The sequence below is a fragment of the Hymenobacter sp. HDW8 genome, assembly GCF_011305775.1.
Classification (GTDB): Bacteria; Bacteroidota; Bacteroidia; order Cytophagales; family Hymenobacteraceae; genus Hymenobacter; species Hymenobacter radiodurans.
Genome location: NZ_CP049907.1, coordinates 4,371,702 through 4,394,242, shown reverse-complemented (window position 1 = coordinate 4,394,242; position 22,541 = coordinate 4,371,702). Strand labels below are relative to the sequence as shown.

14 protein-coding genes and 1 pseudogene are annotated in these 22,541 nt (G+C 55.7%); 9 read left to right on the top strand and 6 right to left on the bottom strand.

Features of this window, described 5'->3' with window-relative positions:
* Positions 1-65: 65 nt before the first annotated feature.
* Complete coding sequence (locus G7064_RS18825; RefSeq protein ID WP_166074798.1) at positions 66-815, bottom strand: hypothetical protein; 750 nt, start codon at positions 813-815, stop codon at positions 66-68.
* Between the two features lie 246 nt (positions 816-1,061).
* Between G7064_RS18825 and G7064_RS18820 the strand changes: the two are divergent.
* The 4 genes and pseudogenes from G7064_RS18820 to G7064_RS18800 all read left to right on the top strand — a co-directional run bounded on the left by G7064_RS18820 (position 1,062) and on the right by G7064_RS18800 (position 6,107).
* A pseudogene (locus G7064_RS18820) lies at positions 1,062-3,497 on the top strand (outer membrane beta-barrel protein).
* 63 nt (positions 3,498-3,560) lie between these two features.
* On the top strand, positions 3,561-4,583 hold the full coding sequence (locus tag G7064_RS18810) for a sensor histidine kinase (RefSeq protein WP_166074796.1): 1,023 nt from the start codon (positions 3,561-3,563) through the stop codon (positions 4,581-4,583).
* Entirely contained in the window at positions 4,580-5,338 is a 759-nt protein-coding gene (locus G7064_RS18805) for a LytR/AlgR family response regulator transcription factor (protein WP_166074795.1), read from the top strand. The genes G7064_RS18810 and G7064_RS18805 overlap by 4 nt, the downstream gene beginning before the upstream one ends.
* Before the next feature lie 211 nt (positions 5,339-5,549).
* On the top strand, positions 5,550-6,107 hold the full coding sequence (locus G7064_RS18800) for a hypothetical protein (protein WP_166074794.1): 558 nt from the start codon (positions 5,550-5,552) through the stop codon (positions 6,105-6,107).
* Here G7064_RS18800 and yiaK read toward each other — a convergent pair.
* Complete coding sequence (yiaK, locus tag G7064_RS18795; RefSeq protein WP_166074793.1) at positions 6,104-7,114, bottom strand: 3-dehydro-L-gulonate 2-dehydrogenase; 1,011 nt, start codon at positions 7,112-7,114, stop codon at positions 6,104-6,106. The two genes, G7064_RS18800 and yiaK, sit on opposite strands and share 4 nt — an antisense overlap.
* Before the next feature lie 455 nt (positions 7,115-7,569).
* Here yiaK and G7064_RS18790 point away from each other — a divergent pair, with 455 nt between their 5' ends.
* Positions 7,570-9,795, top strand: a complete 2,226-nt coding sequence (locus tag G7064_RS18790; RefSeq protein WP_166074792.1) for a bifunctional alpha,alpha-trehalose-phosphate synthase (UDP-forming)/trehalose-phosphatase — start codon at positions 7,570-7,572, stop codon at positions 9,793-9,795.
* An 82-nt stretch (positions 9,796-9,877) separates the two neighbouring features.
* Here the strand turns inward: G7064_RS18790 and G7064_RS18785 are convergent, their stop codons facing one another.
* On the bottom strand, positions 9,878-10,624 hold the full coding sequence (locus G7064_RS18785; protein ID WP_166074791.1) for an SDR family oxidoreductase: 747 nt from the start codon (positions 10,622-10,624) through the stop codon (positions 9,878-9,880).
* 562 nt (positions 10,625-11,186) lie between these two features.
* On the opposite strand from G7064_RS18785, the gene G7064_RS18780 reads away from it, so the two are divergent.
* From G7064_RS18780 to G7064_RS18770, 3 genes are all read left to right on the top strand, one after another.
* Positions 11,187-12,251, top strand: coding sequence for a LacI family DNA-binding transcriptional regulator (locus G7064_RS18780; RefSeq protein ID WP_166074790.1), 1,065 nt, complete (start codon positions 11,187-11,189; stop codon positions 12,249-12,251).
* A 258-nt stretch (positions 12,252-12,509) separates the two neighbouring features.
* A complete protein-coding gene (locus tag G7064_RS18775; RefSeq protein ID WP_240935590.1) occupies positions 12,510-14,042 on the top strand; it encodes a sensor histidine kinase in 1,533 nt (510 codons plus the stop codon).
* 662 nt (positions 14,043-14,704) lie between these two features.
* Positions 14,705-16,642, top strand: a complete 1,938-nt coding sequence (locus tag G7064_RS18770) for a tetratricopeptide repeat-containing sensor histidine kinase (protein ID WP_166074789.1) — start codon at positions 14,705-14,707, stop codon at positions 16,640-16,642.
* A gap of 145 nt (positions 16,643-16,787) precedes the next feature.
* Here the strand turns inward: G7064_RS18770 and G7064_RS18765 are convergent, their stop codons facing one another.
* The 3 genes from G7064_RS18765 to G7064_RS18755 all read right to left on the bottom strand — a co-directional run bounded on the left by G7064_RS18765 (position 16,788) and on the right by G7064_RS18755 (position 21,438).
* On the bottom strand, positions 16,788-18,794 hold the full coding sequence (locus G7064_RS18765) for a PQQ-binding-like beta-propeller repeat protein (RefSeq protein WP_166074788.1): 2,007 nt from the start codon (positions 18,792-18,794) through the stop codon (positions 16,788-16,790).
* Between the two features lie 498 nt (positions 18,795-19,292).
* Positions 19,293-19,925, bottom strand: coding sequence for a response regulator transcription factor (locus tag G7064_RS18760; protein WP_240935892.1), 633 nt, complete (start codon positions 19,923-19,925; stop codon positions 19,293-19,295).
* A complete protein-coding gene (locus G7064_RS18755) occupies positions 19,813-21,438 on the bottom strand; it encodes a sensor histidine kinase (protein ID WP_240935587.1) in 1,626 nt (541 codons plus the stop codon). Before G7064_RS18755 ends, G7064_RS18760 begins: the two co-directional genes overlap by 113 nt.
* Positions 21,439-21,587: 149 nt before the next feature.
* Between G7064_RS18755 and G7064_RS18750 the strand changes: the two genes are divergently transcribed.
* Positions 21,588-22,394, top strand: a complete 807-nt coding sequence (locus G7064_RS18750; protein ID WP_166074787.1) for a GLPGLI family protein — start codon at positions 21,588-21,590, stop codon at positions 22,392-22,394.
* Positions 22,395-22,541: the final 147 nt, after the last annotated feature.

Genomic DNA, 22,541 nt, shown 5'->3' with positions numbered 1-22,541 from the left:
GTCGTTATTAGTGACACAGTCACAAAAAAGCCCCCCAGCGGATTGTTGGGGGGCTTTTTTGTGACTTATTCGCGACTCATAGCATTAACTCCCTCTGGTTTAGGCTGCCCCAACAGTTGATACAAGCTGGCTATGTGGCTAAACAGCACCACCGGCACAATAAACGCGGGCAACCACACAAACGGAAAGCGCAATACCCCCACATTGGGCTGCTCAAAGGCAAGGCGTTGAACTGGAGTTGGGGCCGAGAGCAAAGCCAGCGTAACGATGATGCCCAGCAATACAAGCGCAGCTATATTCCAGGCGATTAGCCCTCCCCTACCTAACCGCTTAGTGCGCCACATACTTGCCACCACAGGAGCAGTAAGGCCCGAGAGAACGTCGAAGTTGCGACCAGAAAACGTCATCAGCTCGGGCACAAGATGAGCAGCTGCCAGTCCGTATAGCCCAATCTCAACTCCCACGCGCACGATGCTGATGGAAGTGAGATCGGCTAGAGGCAGGCGAGCCATCCAGCGGCGGCCTTGCGGGGAAATAACGATGGCTAGAATGACGGCCAGTGCCGGCAGAAGTGCGCCCAGCGCCAAGCGGGGCGGTAGCGCGTCCAAATTGCTTTGATAAAAGCCCCCCAGCGCCAAGCCAGCCTGAATAGTAAGCCACACCCCAACAATCAGCCAGTAATAAGTAATTGAGCTGCCGGCGCGTTGTATGGCCTGCGCCAGCAGCCACGCTGTAAAGGACGTGCAGGCCACAAACAGCACACTAAGCCAGGCCGGTACCGGTGCGTTCAGATATTCCAGATTGACCGTCGGCATACATAGCAGGGGTTAGCAGTGGCGTACTAGTTAATAATATAGCCATAATTGAATAAAAGTACTAGCGTGGCTTTTTGCCTCCGTATCCGCAGGGAATGCGCGCGGATTCACTGAGCTTATATCCCATTTCATTGCGTCTACATCCGGCTTCATCAGAATCTGATTCCGGGCCGGAAAGGTGCTCGTGACCTTTGTACTACGCCAGCCATTAAGGCCGCTTGGCAGAACAAGTCACGCACTCAGACCATGAAAAACGCTGCTCACTTTCTCCTGTTGCTGGTATTGACCAGTCTTTCCTCAGCAAGCTTCGCCCAGAATAATACGTCGCTCTCCGGAACCGTCCTGGACCAGCAGCGCGCGGCGGTACCTTTCGTTAATGTGACGTTGGTCGAAGCGGCCGATACTGCACTTATAACCGGCACGGTAACCGAACTCAACGGCGCTTTCAACCTAAATGCCCCCCGGCCGGGGTCTTTTCGTCTGCAAGTGAATGGCCTCGGCTATAAGCAATGGACCTCGCCTGTGTTTGAAATAGCAGCTGAATCAGGCACACGTGATTTTGGCTCCATTGTGCTGGCTCCTAGCACACAGTTGCTTAAGGAAGTAAAAGTACAAGCCATGAAGCCTACCGTGGTGCAGCTCGCCGACCGCACGGTGGTCAACGTGGAGGGCAAGGCGCTTGCGGCCGGCAATACCGCCTTCGATGTGCTAGCCCGAGCGCCCGGCGTATTTGTAGACCAAGACGGCAGCATCCAACTGAATGGGAAAGCCGGCGTGCAGATCATGCTGGATGGCAAACGAGTGTACCTCACGGGCAAAGAATTACAAACCGTGCTGCGAAGCATGCCCGCAGAACAGATTCGCACGTTGGAGCTAATCACCAACCCTTCTGCTAAGTTCGACGCCGAGGGTACGGCCGGCGTTATCAACCTGACACTCAAGAAAAATCAGCAGACAGGCCTAAACGGGAGTGTGTATGCTGGGGCGCATTATAATGGGCGAGCGGGCTATACTGCTGGCGGCACGTTGAATGCGAAACACGGCGCTTGGAACTCATTTGGCAGCCTGGATATGGCTCAGCGCCCCAACCTCTATACCATTGCCGCCAACCGCACCTTCGATGCATCAGGTCCTGGTGTGCAGTTTCGGCAGGACAGTCGGCAGACAGGAACGCGTAAGTCGCCTTCCTTGCGAGTAGGCACTGATTATAATTTCAACGACAAGCATAGCGTAGGTATCACAGCCAACGTGGTATTGGCAGATGAATCAAATGTATTTAGAACGGAGACGCTACTAGGCGCTGACCCGGATACCAGCCGACAACGGGTCGAAGCGCGCAATACCCTCAACAATCAGTTGATCAGCGGCACTTTCAACCTACACTACCTCGGCAAACTCGACACTCTGGGCACAACGATATCGGCAGATGCTGACTACGTGACTCTCACGGATGAAACCCAGAGCACCTTCCTGAATCGTTATCTGACTCTGAATGCGCCCGAGGAAGGCAAGACACAGTCGCTGGCCAGTGACAACCCCGTGCGCTACGACATCTACGCGGCCAAAGTCGACTACACCAAAGCGCTGGGGGGCAAATCTGAGCTAGAGTTGGGGGGCAAAATAAGCCAAGTGCGCTCCAATAACGAGCTAGCTTTCTACACCACATCAGCGAGTGAGCGCATTCTGGATGTGACGCGCAGCAACCACTTTGTGTATCGGGAAAATATCGTGGCTGGCTACACCAACTTCAGCATTAGCCTAGGCTCCAAATGGAAGTTACAGGGTGGCCTAAGGGCTGAGCAAACCCGCAGCAAAGGCAACTCGCGCACGCTGGGCACTACCACCGCGCGTCGCTACCTCGACCTTTTCCCTAGCGTATTCGTGCAGCAACAAGTAAGCAAGGAGTACCAAGTGAGCTACCAATATAGCCGCCGCATCAGCCGGCCGCGCTACGAAGACCTCAACCCTTTTGTGTTCTTCCTCGACCCATACACCTTCGCCCAGGGCAATCCACAGCTGCGCCCACAATACACGAATTCCTGGCAAGTATCACAGACGCTGAAGTCGACTTACAACCTTACGCTAGGCTTTGCTCGCACCGCCGATTATATCGCAGAAATCCCCACGCAGAATGCTCAGGATACATTGACCTTGATGCAGCAGCGCAACGTGGATCACTTCGACCAAGTGAATGGCACCCTTTCGGTGCCCGTGCACTTGGGCTCAAAGTGGCAGATAAACAACGTGCTTAGCGTGGCCTACCAGCATTTTCAGACGTAGCTGCAAGGCCAGAAAGTAAACAACCGCCAGCTCCACTATTTCCTGCAATCAAGCCAGCAAGTGCAGCTACCCGGCAAGTTCAAGCTGGAAGTGAGCGGCATTTATCTGGGTCCGCAGGCGTACGGAATTTATCAAGTGAAGCCGCTTTGGTGGGTAGATGCTGGTCTGAAGCGCTCCTTCCTGGGCGACAAGCTGGACGTAAGCCTAAACGTGATGGATATCTTTCGTTCGCGCCAGCTGCGGGGTTCTTTCCAGACGGCCAGCAACCGCACCGCCTTCGACGTATACCGCGGCACTCAAAGCGTAGGGCTGCAAGTGCGCTACTCCTTCAGCAAAGGCGCGGCCTTCAAAGCAAAAACCCGTACCACGAACCTAGATGAGCTAGACCGCGCCAAAGATTAGCCTTACTCAATTGTTGTTCCCGTACCGCAGCTGTTATTGTTAACTTCCTTGAAATACCCCGCTATGCTCCGACGAATTATCACTGCTGCGCTTACGGCTATAGCTTGGTTTTACGTCATCGTATTTATCAAGATGGGTACCGTGTGGTTTTTCAACCTGCGGGGCATGATAGAGCTGCCATTTATTTTTCTCTTCATGCTCAGCTCATTTTGGGTGCATGAGAAAATAGCCCTACTCTTTACCTCTGCTCGGCTCAATTGGCTACCTAACTGGGCTAAACGCCTGCTGGAAGGTGCGGCGGTAATTGCCACGGCCATCCTCCTGTGCTGTCTCTTTGTTTTCGTCCCGGTTTACTTCCTGATTCCTACCGCCATTTTTCCCGCCCAAGACCTCCGGCTTTGGTTGGTATTTACGGCTTTCCTGTTCCTTTTCTTCTACTACTTCGTGGAGCGGGAACGGGTGCAGAAAAAGCTACAGCTGGAGTTTTTAAGAGCCGAACAGCTCCAAAAGGAAAGCTTTCAGGCCCAGCTGGAAGCCTTGAAAAACCAGGTAAACCCCCACTTTCTGTTCAACAGCCTGAACGTGCTCGGCTCGTTGATTTATAAAGACCAAGACCAGGCAGTGACCTTTCTACACCGGCTCTCGGGCGTGTACCGCTCGGTGCTTACCCACAGCGACCGGCCTTCCGTGCCGCTGCGGGCTGAACTGGAGCTAGCTGACGCCTACATCTACCTGATGAAAACGCGCTTTGGCGATACGCTGCACTTTGAGGTAGATGTACCCGCCGACAAGCAAGCCTGCGAAGTACCTCCGGCGGTGCTGCAGCTGCTGATCGAGAATGCCATCAAGCACAATGGAGCTACCGCTTCCCGACCTTTACGAGTGTGGATTTATGTAGATCAGGACAAGCTAGTGGTGGAAAACAACCGTCAGGCGCGCTTGGATGTGGCCCCATCGACGGGGCTCGGTCTGCAAAACATTATCAACCGCTATCATCACCTGACGCCGAAACCCGTGGAGGTTATTCCTACTGACGAGACTTTTACCGTGCGGCTTCCGCTCCTGCCTGCCTCCCCCACTGTATGAACGTACTACTTATCGAAGACGAGCAGCTGGCCGCTGAGGTGCTGGCGAGCATTATCACTCGCCTACGCCCCCAGGCTACGATTGTAGCATCCATTGGCTCGGTGGAAGAGGCAGTGCAGTGGCTGACGCTACACCAAGCCCCGGACTTAATCTTCTGTGACATCCATCTTTCCGATGGCAATAGCTTCAGCATTTTTCAGCAGGTAGATGTGCGGAGTCCGGTCATCTTCACTACTGCCTATAATGAGTATGCCATTGAGGCTTTCAAGGTGAATAGCATCGATTATTTGCTCAAGCCTATTGAAGCCGGGGAAGTAGCCAAAGCCTTGAAGAAGTACGAGGAATTGCAGCGCCACCACCTGCCCTTTGGCCTGGAGAACCTACAGCGCCTGGTGCACACGCCAGTGCCGGCTACGTTTCGGACGCGGTTTTTGGTGAAGCAAGGCCAGGGGTTGAAGTCAGTGGGTGCGGATGAGGTGGCGTACTTTTTCGCGGAAGAAGGAGTGGTGTTTTTAGTTACGAAGCAGGGCGCACGGTTTATCATTAACCTCACATTGGATCAGTTGGAAGAGCAGCTCGATGGCAGCCAGTTTTTCCGGGCTAATCGGCAATTTATCGTGCACATTGGGGCGGTGCAGGAAGTCAGGCCATATTTCAAGGGGCGCTTGTCGTTGGTAGTGAAGCCGCCAATAACTGAAGAACAGGTAGTAACCAGCAGCCGGGCTGCTGCCTTCCGGCAGTGGCTGGATATGTAGTGTTGGGCGGCTGCGGCTGCCTTTGAAAAGCCCCCCAGGCCGTGTATTCTAGCTTTCCTCTGTTGTAAACTGAACTCAAGGTGCGTTTTACTCACACAGAAATGCGCGGGGTTTGGCGAAACCGTGGGTAAGCTCAACATAACATTCCTCGGCAAGCGAAGTATCGATAAGTTGATTTTTCATCTTTCCGAACTTCAACCCACCCTATATAATGGCTATTGATAATCAAACCAACGACGAGCTAAACCAACCTAACGATCCCGCAAAACTTGGCTCAGATCAAGGCGCCGGCTTTAACGCCGACGACGATCCTCGGGCTATGCCGCGCTCTCCTTTGAACGCCGTGGATACCAGCGACCAAGCCGGCTCTGTCGCTCCAGGTCAGATAGGGGACAGAATAAATGCCCCCCAAGGCTCTGATTTCGATACTCAGCGGCGTCAGGGCGCAAGCGGCTTTGACGACAGCCTTGGTTCGTTGGGCCGTGGTCAGGGTATGGGGCGCGCCGGCTTCAACGGCGACGAAGACCGCACCTATGATGAAAGTGGTATCCGTGGTGGCCTTGGCAGCAGTGGCGGCCGCGAAGACCTCAGCGACCGAAACCTAGGAGTCGATACAAACGCGTTTACGGGTGGCTACGGTGGTGGCGACTACAACCGGCCCAGCGACCCTCTTGTTGACCGCATTGGCATGAATAGCCGCAACCCAACCGACGAGTCCGAGCAAGACCAAGAGGATAATTCTACCAACGCCGGAAGCCAAACAACCTAGGTCAGCGGCCGCCTTCCCATTTGCTGCACTTGCCGCCAAATGTCTTCTTCCACCGGAATGCCGCGCTTCAAATTATCCTGGCGGGTAGCAAATGACTGCTCGCCGGGGTAGAACACCTGCTCGCCCGCTTCCGACGGCGCGCCGCTTTTGGTATAACTGAGAATTTCCTCGATCAAGGCCGCGTGCATGTTGGGCTGGTGCAACGCAATAAAGCACTGCGATACGCCCGCTTCAGTGCCCGACTGCGTGATGGCCGCCGTGGAGCGGCCGCCGCTGAGGGCGGTCAGTAGCACGTCGAGTACCAGCGACAGGCCCGACCCTTTCCAGAAGCCAATGGGCAAGGCCCGCTCCGAGGCCAGAATATCGGCGGCGTTGGTGGTGAGTTGGCCTTTCTGGTCGTAGCCGCCGGGCACGGGCAGGGGTTCCTGCCGGGTGGCATACGTATTCAGCTTGCCATAAGAATACTGCGAAATAGCCATATCCAGCACGATGGGGGGCTTTTCGCCGCGCGGCACGGCAATAACCAGCGGATTGTTGCCCAGCCGTGCATCCGTGCCGCCCCAGGGCGTAACGTTGGCAATGGTATTAGTGAAGCAAATGCCAATGCAGCCGGCTTCGGCGGCCTGCCAGCCGTAGGTGCCGCCGCGCATCCAGTGGTTGGTATTACGGAGTGCCACGCAGCCAATCCCATGCTCCTTAGCCAAGGAAATAGCCCGCGCCATGCACACGCTGGCGCTATACATACCGGGAGCTAAGTTGCCATCCCAGCGCTCCAGCGCGCCATTTTGCTCTACACATTCCGGCTCGGCGTCGGGGTACACTAGGCCGCTCTGCACGACCTGCACAAACGTCGGAAACCGGTTGAGGCCATGGGTGTACACGCCGTCGCGACTGTTTTGGGCGAAGATGGTGGCGCAGTGTTCGGCGCGGTCTTCCGAAAAGGCCAGCGACAATAGCACCCGCTTAAACTCCTGCTGGAGCTGTGGGTAAGGAATACGGAAACTCATGGGGGGCTTTTTGGTTGATGATTAGCAGCTGCTTGTAATGGTCGTTCGCTAGAAAGCAGCTTGCGCTTATGGATTCGGGCCAGCATTATGACACCTGCTTCCGGTTTCAACTGCCATACTCAAGTTGGCAATACGCGATTTTTCAAATTTTCACCCGCTTTTCTTGCCACTGAAGTCTATTCTGGCAGCTCCGCTGCGTTTTGCCCACCGGCTTTTTCAGACCTCAATAAGAGAAATTAGCCCCCCACATAGTGGCGCGACGCGTGAGTAAGTGTACGGGTTTTGGCTCGGGTCGCAGCTCATCCGTAGTAATACGGACAAAAAACAAAGCTGAAGTGTCGTAAAATCCGTAGTAGCTACCTGTCCCCGCGGGAGCGCCTACACGTTATACACAGCAGTATTTACGAGCGGGCACCATCTCTCCTGCGCGTCTGAGGCTTTATACATTCCGATTGATGGCCAGAACAATTATCGTTTCCAACCGCCTGCCCACCAAAGTGCAGCGCACCAACGACGGCCTCACTTTTCAGCCCAGCGAAGGCGGGCTGGCTACCGGCTTGGGCTCCATCTACAGGGCCGATGATAATATTTGGGTGGGCTGGCCTGGCTTATTTGTAGAAGATCCCGCTGAGCAGCAGCACGTAGCCGACCAGCTACGCAACGACAGCATGGCGCCGGTATTCCTGACCGAAACCGAAATCCGGGATTTCTACGAAGGCTTTAGCAACTCCACGCTCTGGCCTATTTTCCATTATTTCAACGAATACGCCACCTTCGAGGAGTCGCACTGGGAAGCCTACGTGGCCGCCAACGCGAAATTCTGCGAAGCCGTACTCGCGCTGGCCGGCCCCGACGATACTATCTGGGTGCACGATTATCAGCTGCTGCTCCTGCCGCAGATGCTGCGCGCTGCGCGGCCAAAGGCTACCATTGGTTTCTTTCTGCACATTCCGTTTCCCTCGTACGAGTTGCTGCGGGTGCTGCCCTGGAGCACGGAGCTGTTGGAAGGCATGCTGGGCGCCGATCTGATTGGCTTCCACACCTTCTACTACATGCGCCATTTTCTGAGCGCGGTTTCCAACCTGCTAGGGCTTCCCAACCAAAACGGCCAGATTGAAACGCCCAGCCGCATGGTGCTCGTCGATGCCTTCCCGATGGGCATCGACTATGAGCGCTACGCTACGGCCGCCGCCTCGGAAGCGGCGCTGGGGCACATCCAAACGTTCCGCGAAGCCTTGCGCGGGGTGCGCATGATCCTGTCCATTGACCGCCTCGATTATACCAAAGGCATTGCGCAGCGACTACGGGCTTTTGAGGAATTGCTGAAGCGCTACCCCGAGTGGCGCGAACAGGTGAGCCTGCTCATGCTGGTAGTGCCCTCCCGCGACCAGGTAACGCAGTATCAGGCCCTGAAAGTAGAGGTAGATGAGCTGGTCGGCCGCATCAATGCGCAGTACGGCACCATTGCCTGGACGCCCATTCTGTACTTCTACCGCTCGCTGCCCTTCGACCAGTTGGTAGCGCTCTACCGCTTAGCCGACGTGGCGCTGGTAACGCCCGTGCGCGACGGCATGAACCTGGTAGCCAAGGAATATATTGCCTGCAAGGCCGCCCAGCGCGGCGTGCTCATCCTCAGCGAGCGAGCCGGCGCGGCCCAGGAGCTTTCCGATGCGCTGCTCATCAACCCCACCGCCACCGGCAAAGTGGCCGACGTACTGCACCAGGCCCTTACCATGCCGGAAGACGAGCAGAAAAGCCGGATGAGCAACTTGCAGGCCCTGGTGCGCCAGTACGACGTGTTTGCCTGGACGGAGCTGTTCATGAATCGGCTGGCGTACAGTAAGATTAAGCAACTGACGTTGGGCACCGATTTCTTGGATGCTGAGGCCAGCGCCCAACTACGGCGCGACTACCAAAAAGCCCCCCAGCGGCTATTACTGCTCGATTATGGCGGCACTTTAGTTGATTTCCACAACAACCCCGAGCACGCCAAGCCCGACGAGGAGCTACTCCGGTTATTGCGCGTCCTTACGGCTAATCCCCGGAACCGCGTCGTTATTATCAGTGGGCACGACCGACCCACGCTGGAAAACTGGCTGGGCCATCTTCGCCTCGACTTTATTGCCGAGCATGGCGTGTGGCTGCGGCAGGCGGGCGAAGAGTGGTACCTGTTTCGACCCATGGAATCAAAGTGGAAAAAGGGCTTTCGGCCTTTGCTGGAGCAGTATGTCAGTCGCACCGCCGGCTCATTCATTGAAGAGAAAGACTACTCCCTGGTGTGGCACTACCGCCGCGCCGATGCGGCCTTGAGCGAAGTGCGCTCGCGCGAATTGCTCAATCACCTCAACTTCATGACTTCCAATACCGATTTGCAGGTACTGGAAGGCAATAAAGCGCTGGAAATAAAGACGATTGGCATTACGAAGGGTACTGCCGCGCAGCGTTGGCTTACGCCCGATTATTCCGACTTTATTCTGGCTATCGGCGACGACCGCACCGACGAAGATATCTTCCGGGCCTTACCCCCTGATGCTTACAGCGTGAAAGTGGGCAGCGCCATTCACTCTGCGGCCCGCTACTCTGTGGGTGGCATCTCGGACGTGCGCAAACTGCTTACCGAGCTTGCTGAGGTAGAAGCTACCCGCCCAGATGTACACGTAGCGCAGTCCACGCCTACCTAAAGAGTACAGTTGGCAACTGAATAGCTATAGCAAAAAAGCCCCCAGAACTTGTCTAGGGGGCTTTTTCAGGTTCAATTATTCTTTACTGACTATTTATCTGCTCAAAGCGGGCATCCAACTCAGCACGCGAGGCTTGCCGGATTTTCTCTGAGGTGCCATAGCCAATTTCTTGCTCCCCGGCCGCCAGTCGAGCCACGATGCTATCAGCAAACTCATCGACGGGCACGGCCCAGGTATGCAGGCCCGGCCCACCCAAATCGGTATTCACACCGGGCGGCACAATTTCCAGCACGCTCAATCCCAGAGGCGCCAGTTGCTGCCGAAGCGAGAGCGTGAAGGAGTGCAGCGCGGCCTTGGTAGCGCTATAAATGGGCGCGGCCGCCATCGGCGCAAACGCCAGCCCCGACGACACATTGATCACCACTGGATTGGCTTGCTGCCGCAAGTGGGGCAGCAGCAAAGCCGCCAGGTGAATGGGCGCCTCGAAGTTGATAGCAATTTCCTGCCGTTGCTCTTCCCAAGCATCTAAGCTGGGGGGCAAATCGGCTAGCTGAAAACGGTTTTGGATGCCGGCGTTATTAATCAGCACGTTCAACGCCGGAAAGTCGGCCTGCACTCGGCGGGCCAGTTCAGCGCGGTCGGCGGCCTGCGCCAAGTCGCACTCGTAGATGTGTAGGCCGGGCACCTTGTCTTGCGCTTCGCGCAATTTATCGGCGCGGCGCCCGCAGATAATTACGTCGCTGCCCGCCTCGCGCAGGCGTTGGGCCAGGGCCAGCCCAATGCCGGACGCGCCGCCCGTTATAAGAATCGTGTTGTTTTGGAGGTTCATAGAATAGCTACGGCTGATGGTTGATAAGGAACAAGCTAGTGTTCCTAAACGCAGACAAAGCGTGCGAGAACGAAAAACCTGTACCCTAGCCCTCATTTTTTGCCAGCAGCAATGCCCACAGACCGTAAACCCCCAGAAACGAAAGGACATAAAAAAAGGCATCCCACCCGGAATGCCCTTTTCAAATCCCAAAGTTGAAGACAAAGTCCCACCCCTACTTCAACCTGGGTTAGTCCACCAGAACCGGCGCCACAACTGACAGTATTGGCACCATTCCAGAGACTAAGACTGTTGGTGAAAGCCAGATAAGCAGCTTATCACAAGTATCTTCATTAAAGCGAGAGCCTCAATTATGATGGCAATTTAGAAAAAAGTTGGTAATACCAACTGTTACCACCTTAAAAATTTATAGGGCAAAAGTAAAAAACCTGTACTTTTATTAAAACAGCCCATAGAATGAAGGCTGTTATCGTTACAACAAACAATTATTAAGGAACTTTGCATTGTGTCGCCGCTCCACATGCCTATTTCCTGTCATTTCCCCTTCTACACAACTTAAAGCATGGCACCTACTCCGAAGCGTGTTTCCATTATCGACATAGCCAAGGCGCTAAACCTGTCGGTAGCGACGGTATCAAGGGCATTGGCCGATAAAAAAGATATTGGCGAGGCTACCAAAGCCCGGGTACGCCAGTTGGCCCAAGAACTAAACTATCGGCCCAACCAGTTGGCCTCGGCGCTGCGCAAGGGCCGAAGCGGCACGTTGGGCGTCATTGTGCCGCACATCAAGGGCTATTTCTTTCCGGCCGTTATGCATGGCATCGAAACCATAGCCAGCAAGGCAGGCTATAACGTGCTTCTGTGCGAATCGAATGAAGACGTGAGGCGCGAGCGGCGCAACGTCGAAACGCTGCTTTCGGCGCAGGTAGAGGGTATTCTGATGTCGGTGTCGGCCACTACCCTCGACCAAACGGACCACTTTGAGCAGGTGCGCCAGCAAGGCACTCCGCTGGTGTTTTTTGACCGTATGCCCGAACTAGTCGGCAGCACCGGCGTCGTGCTCGATGACTTTTCGGGCGCTTATCAAGTGGTTACTCATCTGATTGAGCAAGGCTGCACGCGCATTGCACACTTGGCTGGTCCTCAGCACTTAAACACGAGCCGCAATCGTTACCTGGGTTATGCCCAAGCCATGCGGGCCCACGGACTACCTCTCGATGATGAGAACCTCGTTTTTGCGTTGCCGGCGCTGAGTCAGGAGTCTGGCCGCATGGGTATGGAGCATTTATTGGGACTAGCCCAGCCGCCGGATGCGGTGTTTGCCGCCTACGCCATCCCTACGGCCGGCGCACTGGAAGTCCTGCACGAGCGTAAGATTCGAGTGCCGCAGGACATTGCTCTGGCCTGCTTCAGCAACGAGCCCTTCACCACCATGACTACCCCCCGCCTGACCGCCGTAGATCAGCGGGCCGAGCAAATGGGCGAAACGGCCGTGCGCCTGTTTTTACAGCTCTGCAAGCGCGGCCCAGAATACGCGCCGCCACCCATCGTACTCAAGCCCGAGCTTCGCCTCCGCGACTCCTCTCTGCATATGCAGCATTGGCAGCCTCAGCTACAGGCTTCTTAACCAAGAAATGTAGCACGAAAAAGCCCCCCAGCAGATCCAAATCGTCTGCTGGGGGCTTTTTCGTGCTAATGCAGGGCAACACAGGTACCGCAGGTGCAACCAAAAACACAACAGTAGAAAAGTACGCTGTAAAGTGGCCTGGGGGGGGCAAATTTGCCACTTAGAATCCGCTGTAGTAAGTTGGGTCGTTGCCGCGGCTACCTGCTGCCCACCCGCGAGCAAACGCCGCTAAGATCTCCGCCCCTACTGCATTAGAACATGGATTATCTACAGCTAATGCCCGCCGTTTGGCGCCTTCGGTTTCCGAAAGACACAGAGCGAGATTTTATTCAGCATTACGAAGAGACCAACATCAGAACCATCCAGATATCCCTGGCTTTTGGCTTCGTGCTGTACTCATCATTTGGCATTCTGGACATATTCTCGGCACCCAATTCTACCTCCACCGCGTGGTTTTATCGCTTCGGCATTGGTAGCCCCACTCTGCTGCTCATCGTTGTCATCACCCACATAAAAGCGCTCCGCTCCTATCTACCCCAGATTATTAGCCTAGGGTGCATTGTGGCGGCTGCTACCGTCAGCCTTATTATTCGGGAAACAGACCCGAGCGAGTTGGCGCACACTCATTATTACGTTGGTCTTATCATCATTATGATGTTTACGGGGTCGTGGGCGCGACTGAAGTTCTGGTATGCCTTCATTTCTAATACCCTGATAATCAGCATTTATTTCGTTGTACTAGTTACTGATGGGCATTCCATTCACGATAGACTGCTCATTATCAATAACGGGATGATGCTGCTTTCGGCACATTGCGTTTCTGCCTTAACCTGCTACTTTTTTGAAGTAAACAGCCGGATTGATTTTCTTCAGCGCCGCACAATTGAGGCGGAAAAGAATAAATCGAATGCCCAACGCGAAGAGCTTGAACTACAGGCGGAGCAGTTGGCCAACGCGCTTAACTCCTTGGAAACCACACAGGCGCAGCTGGTGCAGCGGGAGAAAATGGCCTCGCTGGGCGAGCTGACGGCCGGTATTGCCCACGAGATTCAGAACCCGCTGAACTTTGTCAATAACTTCGCCGAGGTCAGCACGGAGTTGGCCGCCGAGCTGTTGGCCGAAGCAGCCCAGCCCGAACCGGACTTACCCGCTTTGCGCGAGGCCGCCGAGGATTTACGCCAAAACCAGGAGCGCATTCGGCAGCACGGGCGGCGGGCGGCCAACATTGTGCGCGACATGCTGGCCCACGCCCGCGCTAATAGCGGCGCGCGTGTTCCAACGGACCTGAATGTGCTGGCCGACGAGCACCTGCACCTGGCTTACCACAGCTTTCGGGCCCGCGACCCGCAGTTCAACGCCACGCTTACTACACACTTCGATCCCTCTTTGGGGGTTGTTGAGGCAATACCGGAGGCCTTGAGCCGGGTGATGCTCAATTTGTTTAACAATGCCTTCTACGCGGTGCAGCAGCGACAAAAAACGGAGGTCAACGGTTATCGCCCGGAGGTGCAGGTGTATACGCATCGCTCCAATGGGCACATTGAGCTGCGCGTACGCGACAATGGCCTGGGCATCCCAGCTCCTATTCGCGACAAGATTTTTCAGCCCTTCTTCACCACCAAGCCCTCGGGCGAAGGCACGGGCCTGGGCCTCTCGCTCAGCTACGACATCGTCACCAAAGGCCACGGCGGCACTCTCTCCGTCGACAGTCAGGAAGGCAAGTTTACGGAACTCACCATTGAACTGCCCCAAAGCAAGGAGCCAGAAAAAGCCCCCCAGACGGAGTTATGATAAGGCCGGGAAACGTTGCCGTTTTTCAGCAAGCAAAATTCCTGATTAATAGAATTATCACTGGGTGAATACATAAGATAGAATATAAATATATTTAGCCGACATTATAAACTATTAAACATTTTTTTGTAAATTAGCAGGAGATACACAGCAGTGAATTTCCTAGGTACAAGCCACTTAGCAGGAAGCAAAGTACGCTCCGTACGTTTTCGGTGCCAATGCCTGTGGGGTGTTTGGCTTTAAAGATTTAAGTTCTGCTTTCCGTGGGGTTCTAGCCCCTTCCGACGCTGTCAATCCGCTGTTTCCATTACCGCTCCTTCACGATCCTCATCTCCGCGCGCACACCTTGGTATTGTCAGTAGTTTAAGTCTCTGATAATTTTTGAATTGACTACTACGCTGCTCCTGCGGGAGTAATCGGAGTTGCGGGCAGTGCCAGCAGCACCCCGAAAAAGCCCCCCAGGTGCAAGAATAGCATGGGTATGCAGGTCGGGTTTTTATGCTGCTTCGCCTCGACGGTGCTTCGCTCCTTGTCATGAAACGGTTTTGTGTGCTGCTACTGTGGGGGTTAAGCATAAGCACCCCTATCAGGGCTTTTCAGCTTAACGCCAGATTGGACAGCCTGCATCGGCTCTTGTTAGTAGCCCCCCCGACTCCGGGCGGGTGTTGCTGCTAACCCAGCTGGCCTACGAAAACACGCAAAGCAATCCGCTGGCAACGATATTTTATGGCAAGCAAGCCCTGAAGCTTGCCCAGAAGCTGGAGTATCGGCGGGGTGAGGCATGGGCGCTGATTCGGTTGGGTTCGGGTTTTCGGGAGGCGGGCAACTACCCGGCGGCGCTGCAGGTAGGAATACAGGGCCTGCGGCTGTCCGAGGAGCTGCGCGACCAAGAACTGATTGGGCGGGCGCTGAACACGCTGGGCTATTTGTACTGGGAGCAAGGCTATAGCCGGCCGGCCTTGGCATACTTTTTCAAAGCGAAACGTGTAGCCGAAAAGAGCCGCAACATCAAGCTCCTAACCCGCATCATGGGCAACATCGGCAACGTGTATGCCCAGCTAAACCGGCTAGATTCGGCGCGGCACTACTCACAGGTGGGCTACGCGATGGACCTGAGCGCGAAAGATCTGATCAGTGAGGTAGGCGACGCGGCCATGCTGGGCAATATCTACGCGAAGCTGGGCAACCCACAGCTGGCTCGCCACTACTACCGCCGCAGCGTACAGCGGGCCCTGGGCCAGCATATTACGTTTGCGCTGTGCCGGGCGTATCTGGGGCAGGCGCAGCTATTCAAGGCCGAGCAAGGACCGTGGGCCGATTCAGCCATATATTTTGGGCACAAAGCCTTGGTTGCCGCCCAGCAAGGCAGCTACCCTAAAGGAGTGCTGGAGGCCAGCCGCTTTTTATCGAATGTATACGCCGCCCGCCGCGACAACACCCGCGCGTTTCGTTACCTGACTTTAGCCAGCACTACCCGCGACAGCCTGTTCAGCCAAACCAAAATGGCGCAGGTGCAGGCCCTTGAAGTAAGCGAACAGCTCCGCCAGCAGGAACGCGCCATTCAGCAGGCCCAGGCCGATGATGAACACCGCTCTCATTGGTTGATTGCTGCCTTAGCCAGCATCATTCCGGTGCTGCTGCTGCTGTGGCGCACCATTCGGCATACACAGCGGGCAAACCTGAAGCTGAATGCTCAGAACGCGGAAATTGCCAACCAGCGCAACAAGCTAAGCACCACCTTATCGCAGCTGAAAGTAACGCAGGCGCAGCTAGTGCAGCGAGAGAAAATGGCCTCGCTGGGGGAGTTGACGGCCGGTATTGCCCACGAGATTCAGAACCCGCTGAACTTTGTCAACAACTTCGCGGAAGTAAGCTCCGAGCTGGCCGCCGAACTACAGGCCGAGGCCGCTCAGCCCGAACCGGATTTGCTGACGCTGCGCAGCGCCGCCGCTGAGCTTCGGGAAAATCAGGAAAAGATCTATCAGCACGGGCGGCGGGCGGCCAATATAGTGCGCGATATGCTGGCCCACGCCCGCACCATCGGGGGCGAACGGGTGTTAACCGACCTGAACGCGCTGGCCGACGAGCACCTACACTTAGCTTACCATAGCTTCCGGGCCCGCGACCCGCAATTTGTGGTCACCCTTACCGCTCAGCTAGATCCGGCGCTGGGCCGCATTCGGGCCGTGCCGCAAGCGCTGGGCAGGGTATTGGTAAATTTGTTCAACAATGCGTTTTATGCCGTGCAGCAGCGGCAAAAAGTAGAAACCGGAAATTACTGCCCGGAAGTGCAGGTGTACACGCATCGCCGCAATCGCCACATTGAGCTGCGGGTGCGCGACAATGGCCTGGGCATCCCGGCTCCGATTCGCGACAAGATTTTTCAGCCTTTCTTCACCACCAAGCCCTCGGGCGAAGGCACCGGCCTGGGTCTCTCGCTCAGCTATGATATTATCACGCATGGCCATGGCGGCTCCCTCTCCGTGAGAAGCCAGGAGGGCGAATACACCGAATTCATTATTGAGCTTCCGCAGGGCATTGCCTACAAAAAAAGCCCCCCAGACGCGGGCGTGGCCAAAGATGTAGCCCTTATGGACTAGCTGTCCCCCGGGGGGAATAGTTTACCAGATAAGCTTGTAGCCAATGCCGCGCACATTCACGATTTGTACCTGCAAGGCGGCCTTCAAATGGTGGCTCAGCTACATCAAATTTTGAAAACAACAGAATAAGCCATAATAACTGTGGCTAATTCTGAAGCAGCTTCAGCGTGCGCTGCACCGCTCCCTGCCGTAGTTGCAAGCTATAGACTCCTGCTGGCCAAGTCCGATTCATGGGTAAGACCAAGGTATTAGTACCCACTTCTAAAAAGGCGCGCTTTTGCAGCATTACCTGCCCTAGGGCGTTGACTAAGTGTAGAGTTGCTTCGCCAGCCTCTGGACTGTTGATCTGCACGCTGAGTTGCTCGCCCAACGGGTTCGGCCAGGCCTGGACTGTAAAGGCCGCGCTCGTTGCTATCGGCACGGCTTGGATGGCTGAATAAGTCAAGGTGCCATCCAGGTCCACCTGCTTCAAGCGATAATAAATCACTGATTGCCCGTAGCGCGGCGCATTCTTGTCTATATATTCATACGTGTGTCGCTGTGTGGTCGTACCCTGCCCTGGGGTGCGGTGCAGCGGCTGGAAGCGCACGCCATCGACGCTGACTTCCAGCTCAAAGTACTGGTTGTTTTGTTCCTGGGCGGTCACCCAGCGCAGCCGCACGTCGGCTCCGCGCGGGGAAGCTACAAAGCTGATCAGCTCAACGGGCAAGGGCACCTCGCGCGTTTGCGTATACTTCACGGTCGTGATGGCACCGCTGGACGAAGTATTCCCTGTTACCAGCACGTTCCCCGCTTTGTCAACGGCGATGGAAGGGGCTGCCTGATCCGTAGAGGTGCCCGGGACTGGTGCCGGCCCGTCATAGGCCGCATTCCAGAGCTGCTCGCCCGTCGTGGCAGCAAATTTTATCGTGCGATAGTCCGCGGGATTAAGGACAATATTGGTGATGGAAGTGCCCACGATGTAAACGTTGCCCGCGGCATCTAGGGCCAGGGCCTCGGCCCCGTCAAAAACACCAGAAGAGCTTGGGTTGGTCGGTCGAGTGTATCGCCCTTCCCACAGCGGCTCCCCAGTCGGGGTATATTTCAACACGAGGGCAGATGTGCTCAGCTGAGCTTCCTGTGATTCGCCCGCTACAATCACATTGCCGGCGCCATCAATGGCTAACGCTGCTGGCTCATCTGACTTTTGGGCAGGGCCACCATAGCGCACCGTCCACACCTGCTGCCCCGTGGCGGCCTCATACTTGACCGTAACGATGTCGCGGCTTTGTTCCACATCCGTACTGCCCGTGACGAACACGTTGCCTAGAGCATCTAGCGCTACGGCTGTAGCCCGGTCTTCCCTACTAGCCGCACTATTATAGGCCGTAGCCCACAACTGCTGGCCCGTAGCTCCGTCATATTTGAGGGTCATAAAGTCGGTAGAAATGGACGGGGTTCCTATTGTCCCCGTTACCACCACGTTATTGCTCGCATCGACGGCCAGCGCCACAGCATTGTCGACTAAACTGCCGGGGCCATTATACTGCCGCTCCCACAGCTGTTGGCCGGTGGCGCCATCGTACTTGACCGTGGCCCAGTTCGTGCTCTCCAGCGAGCCGCTATAGTAGGAGCCGGTCACCACGACATGGCCCGCCCCATCCAACGCCAAGCCCACGGGGGTACCACCCGAGCGGCGTACGACCCACAACGTCTCGCCCGTAGCGCCATCATACTTGACGGTCAGGTACCCTAACGAAGTGCCCGTGGTAGCATAGGTGCCGGTCACGTAAACATTGCCGGCAGCGTCTACTACCATTTTCTTAGGGCGCTCATCGTAGTTAAACGTGTTTTGGGAGCGGGTTGTCCAGAGGGGCTGCCCACTGGGGGCGTACTTGATGGTGACAATATCGTAATTGGGATTGAAGCGCCCCTGACTGCGGTAGACGTAGCCCGTTACAATAACATTGCCTTCTCCATCCACCGTCACGGCAACTGCCCGATCATCTCGGGGCTGAATAGTGCTGTTATAATGAACTGCCCATGCCTCCGTCACTTGGTCTGATACAGCAGAGGGAGGTGGCGTGTCCTGTGCCACTGCGGGTACGCTAGTCGTTTCCAGAAAGGCCAAGCTAATAGCAAGAGCTAGCAATCGTGTACACGTTTGTTTCATAGACGGTTGTGAATAGAACGAGTATTCCTATCAACACCTGTTATTGCACAGGATATCTTGAGATTTAATACACTCAGATGTAGATAGACAGTTAAAAAAAGGAGATTCTTAGCGAAACTTTCACTAAGAATGATTATAAAATTTATATTATTAATATAATTCTTTACCTACGTATCTTCCTTGCATTAGTTGCCTTGATATATCAAATTCGGCCTGACCGCTTGACAATGGCGCTAGCAGGCGTAAGCACAATAACTTAGTGCTGTCTAACCCCATTAGAGGGAGGAAATTTCCTGCCGCCGCATCTACAGAGTGATTTTTAGTCTTTAGCTATTTATTCACTAAGCTTTAATGGGCTTACTTTCTACCGCGCTAAACTTCAGCAACTATCGAATTGATAGCGGCTGTAGTCTAGTGAAGACAACTATGAACGGATTCTGGAGTAAATGAAGGGCGCTTCTTATTCCCTTGCAGCAAAGACTCTCAGTCGCTGGCCAACTACCAGATAAGCTTGTAGCCGATGCCGCGCACGTTCACGATTTGCACCTGCGGATCATCCTTCAGATAGCGCCGCAAGCGGGTAATGAATACGTCCAGGCTTCGGCCATTGAAGAAGCTGTCGTTGCCCCATAGTTCCTGCAGCACCGTGGCCCGTTCCAGCACTTGGTTGCGCTGGTCGTAGAGGCACTTGAGCAGCTCGGCTTCGCGGTGGGTGAGTACTTCTTCGCGGGTGCCCAATAGCAGGCGCTGCTTGGGATGGTCGAACTGATACTGACCGATGGTGAGCACGCTGGGGGGCGCTGCGGCCGGCGGGGCCGCGCTTAGGCGAGCTTTAATGCGGACAATCAGCTCATCCATGCTGAAAGGCTTTTTGAGGTAGTCATTGCCTCCCAGCTCGAAGCCGCGCACTACATCGGCGGGTTGGGAGCGGGCCGTGAGGAAAATGATGGGCACAGTGGCGTTGTCGCGGCGGATTATTTCGGCCAGCGAAAAGCCATCGAGGCGCGGCATCATCACATCAGCCACCACAATATCGGGGCACTGCTGGCGGAAGAGCTCCAAGCCTTCCTGCCCGTCGGCGGCGTAGCGCACCGTAAAGCCCCGCACCTCCAGACTGTCTTTCACAATCATGCCCAGCGCGGGCTCGTCTTCGATGAGGAGAATAGAGGACATGAGGTGACAGATAAAAGCGGATTGTTAGGTGACTAAGCGGGCAGCCACAAGGAAAACTCACTGCCGCGGTTAGGCTCGCTGCGCACGGCAATATGCCCCCGTGCCGCTCCACTACTTGCCGCACGTAATACAAACCCAAGCCGAAGCCCTTGACGGGGTGCAGATTGCCGGTCGGTACGCGAAAAAACCGGTCGAATACGGCCGTTTGGTAGCTTTTTGGAATGCCGATGCCATCGTCCTGTACCGTCAGGCGCCAGCCGGTTTCGTCGCGGCGGCCTTTGATGCCGATGGTAACCTGCTCGCGCGAGTACTTGATGGCGTTGTCGATCAGGTTATTGATGACGCCCGCTACGTGCAACCGGTCCAGCGACAACGACTCGGTCGGCTCGATATCGACCTCAAAATGCACGGGCTTGGGAGCCTGCAATTGATGGCGCAGGACGAGTTCGTGCACCAGTTCCGCGGGCCGCACCGGCTCAGGGTTGATGGTAAGTTGCTGCCGTTCCTCCACGGCACTGTTGAGCACTTTCTCCACCAAATCCGACAGTCGTTGTAGCTCCTTCCGCGAGATGCTCAGGTAGGTTTGAGCTTTCTGCGGATCATTCAGCGCGCCAAAGTTCTGCATTGCCTCCACCGCCGCCGACACCGTAGCCAAGGGCGTTTTCAGCTCGTGGGTCATATTGTTGATGAAGTCGTTTTTGACTTCCGAAAGCTTTTTTTGCCGCAAAATAGTGCTCAGCATCAGCGCGAAGCAGCCCGTAGTCAGCCCCAGCAGTGCCACCGAGCCGCCCAACAAGCCGCTCATCTGGCGCAGGATATAGGACGTTGGGGTAGGAAAGGAAGCCTGTACAAACACCGAACGAATAGGATTGAGCGGAATAGGCGGCGTTTGGACCGGATAGCCAATGGGCGCGCGCTTATTGCGCGGGTTTACGGCCAATATGGGTTCCGCTGCGGGCACGTTCAGCGTGTCGAGGATGGCTTGCGTTTGCACATTGCGCAGGCGCAGTTCGGCTTGGTAGGCGGCGAGAAGTTGAGGCAGGTTCACGCGGCGGCTGCCCGTCCAGTCGTTGAGGATGATGCGCGAGAGGGTGCGAGCAGCCGTATCGGCCGCGGCCCGCCGGTGGCGAGTCGTGATTAGTATCCGGTCAGACTGGAATAGGCGGGGCGTCGTGTCCTTCCGCCCGGGCTCAGTCGACACCACAATACGCTGAATTTGCCCCCCACTGTCGGAGTTGAACTCTCCCACCAGGATACGCCGGTTTACGCCTTTCTGGTCGCCCTGCACCAGCTGGCGCGCGCCGCTGAGCAGTTGCCGCTGCACCACGGCAAGCAAGGCTTCGCGGGTGGTACGGTCGAACTGCTGACTGGTGAGCTGGTAGGTATTGTACAGCCAATACGCCTGAAAGCCATTGATGCCCAGAATACAAGCTGCCATAAGCCAGAAAATAGAGCGGATGCGGCGTTTCATGGGCGGGCGAACGGTAGAGCAGAACGAAAATACAGCCTTGCCGCGTGGTACTCACCACCGTTAACATTCTTTAACACATGATAACAGTGCTTTACACGCCGGAAGTAGTGCTTTGTAAGCGTAATTCAGTGCTTCAAACTTCTGCTCCCATGAAACTCCTCCCTACTTCCGTGCTCACGCTGCTGCTCGCCCTTGGCGTGGGCGCTGCCACTTCCCTCCATGCCCAGACCACCGGGCGCATCTCTTACGAGGCCACCCGCCGCATCGACCCAAACCAGCGGCGCATTGTGATTAATGGCCAGGAGGTAAAGCCCGGCAGCCCCGACTTTCCCGCTGATATTCCCGATGTGCGCTCCTTCGGCCAAACCCTGAGCTTCGCCGGCGACTACGCCAAGGAAGCCCAAGAAGGCGGCGGCGGGATGGTTCGCATTGTGGAAGGCGGCCCAAACAGTGCTCCGCAGACCACGAACATAGGTCGCCCCTTTGAGGAAACCGTTTTCCTGAACCTGAAGGACCGCACCTACGCTACCGTGGTATCGGTCAAGAAAGATGATAAAACCACCGAGTACCGGGCCGATGCTCCCTTAGCAAAACCGGAAAACTGGCAGCTGACCGACCAAACCAAGAAGATTGCCGGCTACACTTGCCGCAAGGCCACCGTGCCTTTCCGCAAGGAAACCTACACCGTTTGGATTACGACCGATCTGCCTTTCACCTACTCCCCCATTCGCGACCTGACGCCGGAAAAAGGCGTTGTGCTGGCCGTAGAGGGCTCCAGCGAGCAATTCAAGGCCACTAAGGTTGATCTTAAGGCCCCGGTGAAAGAGGGGGAAGTGCGGCCCAGCACGCAGGCGCAGACAGTAACTACTGCTGAACTGACTGATTTGCGCGAAAAAGCCCGGGCCGATTTCCGCTCCCGCATGATGGAAAACTTCCGCGGCCCCGGCTCCAACTAATTTCTGGCTTCTTCCCGAACTGCTTTTCGCTTGTAAGTAGCTCTACAATCAGTGCGCGGTGGTAGAGGCGCAAGCTTTTGCGTCTCTACCCCTGACATATATTGTGAATCAGTCGCTGCAATTGCCGAAAAGAAGCCGCTGGGGGGC

Bases quoted from the DNA above. Each gene is read 5' to 3' on its own strand.
- G7064_RS18825 (WP_166074798.1), bottom strand. From the start codon at position 815: ATGCCGACGGTCAATCTGGAATATCTGAACGCACCGGTACCGGCCTGG.
- G7064_RS18810 (WP_166074796.1), top strand. From the start codon at position 3,561: ATGCTCCGACGAATTATCACTGCTGCGCTTACGGCTATAGCTTGGTTT.
- G7064_RS18805 (WP_166074795.1), top strand. From the start codon at position 4,580: ATGAACGTACTACTTATCGAAGACGAGCAGCTGGCCGCTGAGGTGCTG.
- G7064_RS18800 (WP_166074794.1), top strand. From the start codon at position 5,550: ATGGCTATTGATAATCAAACCAACGACGAGCTAAACCAACCTAACGAT.
- yiaK (WP_166074793.1), bottom strand. From the start codon at position 7,114: ATGAGTTTCCGTATTCCTTACCCACAGCTCCAGCAGGAGTTTAAGCGG.
- G7064_RS18790 (WP_166074792.1), top strand. From the start codon at position 7,570: ATGGCCAGAACAATTATCGTTTCCAACCGCCTGCCCACCAAAGTGCAG.
- G7064_RS18785 (WP_166074791.1), bottom strand. From the start codon at position 10,624: ATGAACCTCCAAAACAACACGATTCTTATAACGGGCGGCGCGTCCGGC.
- G7064_RS18780 (WP_166074790.1), top strand. From the start codon at position 11,187: ATGGCACCTACTCCGAAGCGTGTTTCCATTATCGACATAGCCAAGGCG.
- G7064_RS18775 (WP_240935590.1), top strand. From the start codon at position 12,510: ATGGATTATCTACAGCTAATGCCCGCCGTTTGGCGCCTTCGGTTTCCG.
- G7064_RS18765 (WP_166074788.1), bottom strand. From the start codon at position 18,794: ATGAAACAAACGTGTACACGATTGCTAGCTCTTGCTATTAGCTTGGCC.
- G7064_RS18760 (WP_240935892.1), bottom strand. From the start codon at position 19,925: ATGATTGTGAAAGACAGTCTGGAGGTGCGGGGCTTTACGGTGCGCTAC.
- G7064_RS18755 (WP_240935587.1), bottom strand. From the start codon at position 21,438: ATGAAACGCCGCATCCGCTCTATTTTCTGGCTTATGGCAGCTTGTATT.
- G7064_RS18750 (WP_166074787.1), top strand. From the start codon at position 21,588: ATGAAACTCCTCCCTACTTCCGTGCTCACGCTGCTGCTCGCCCTTGGC.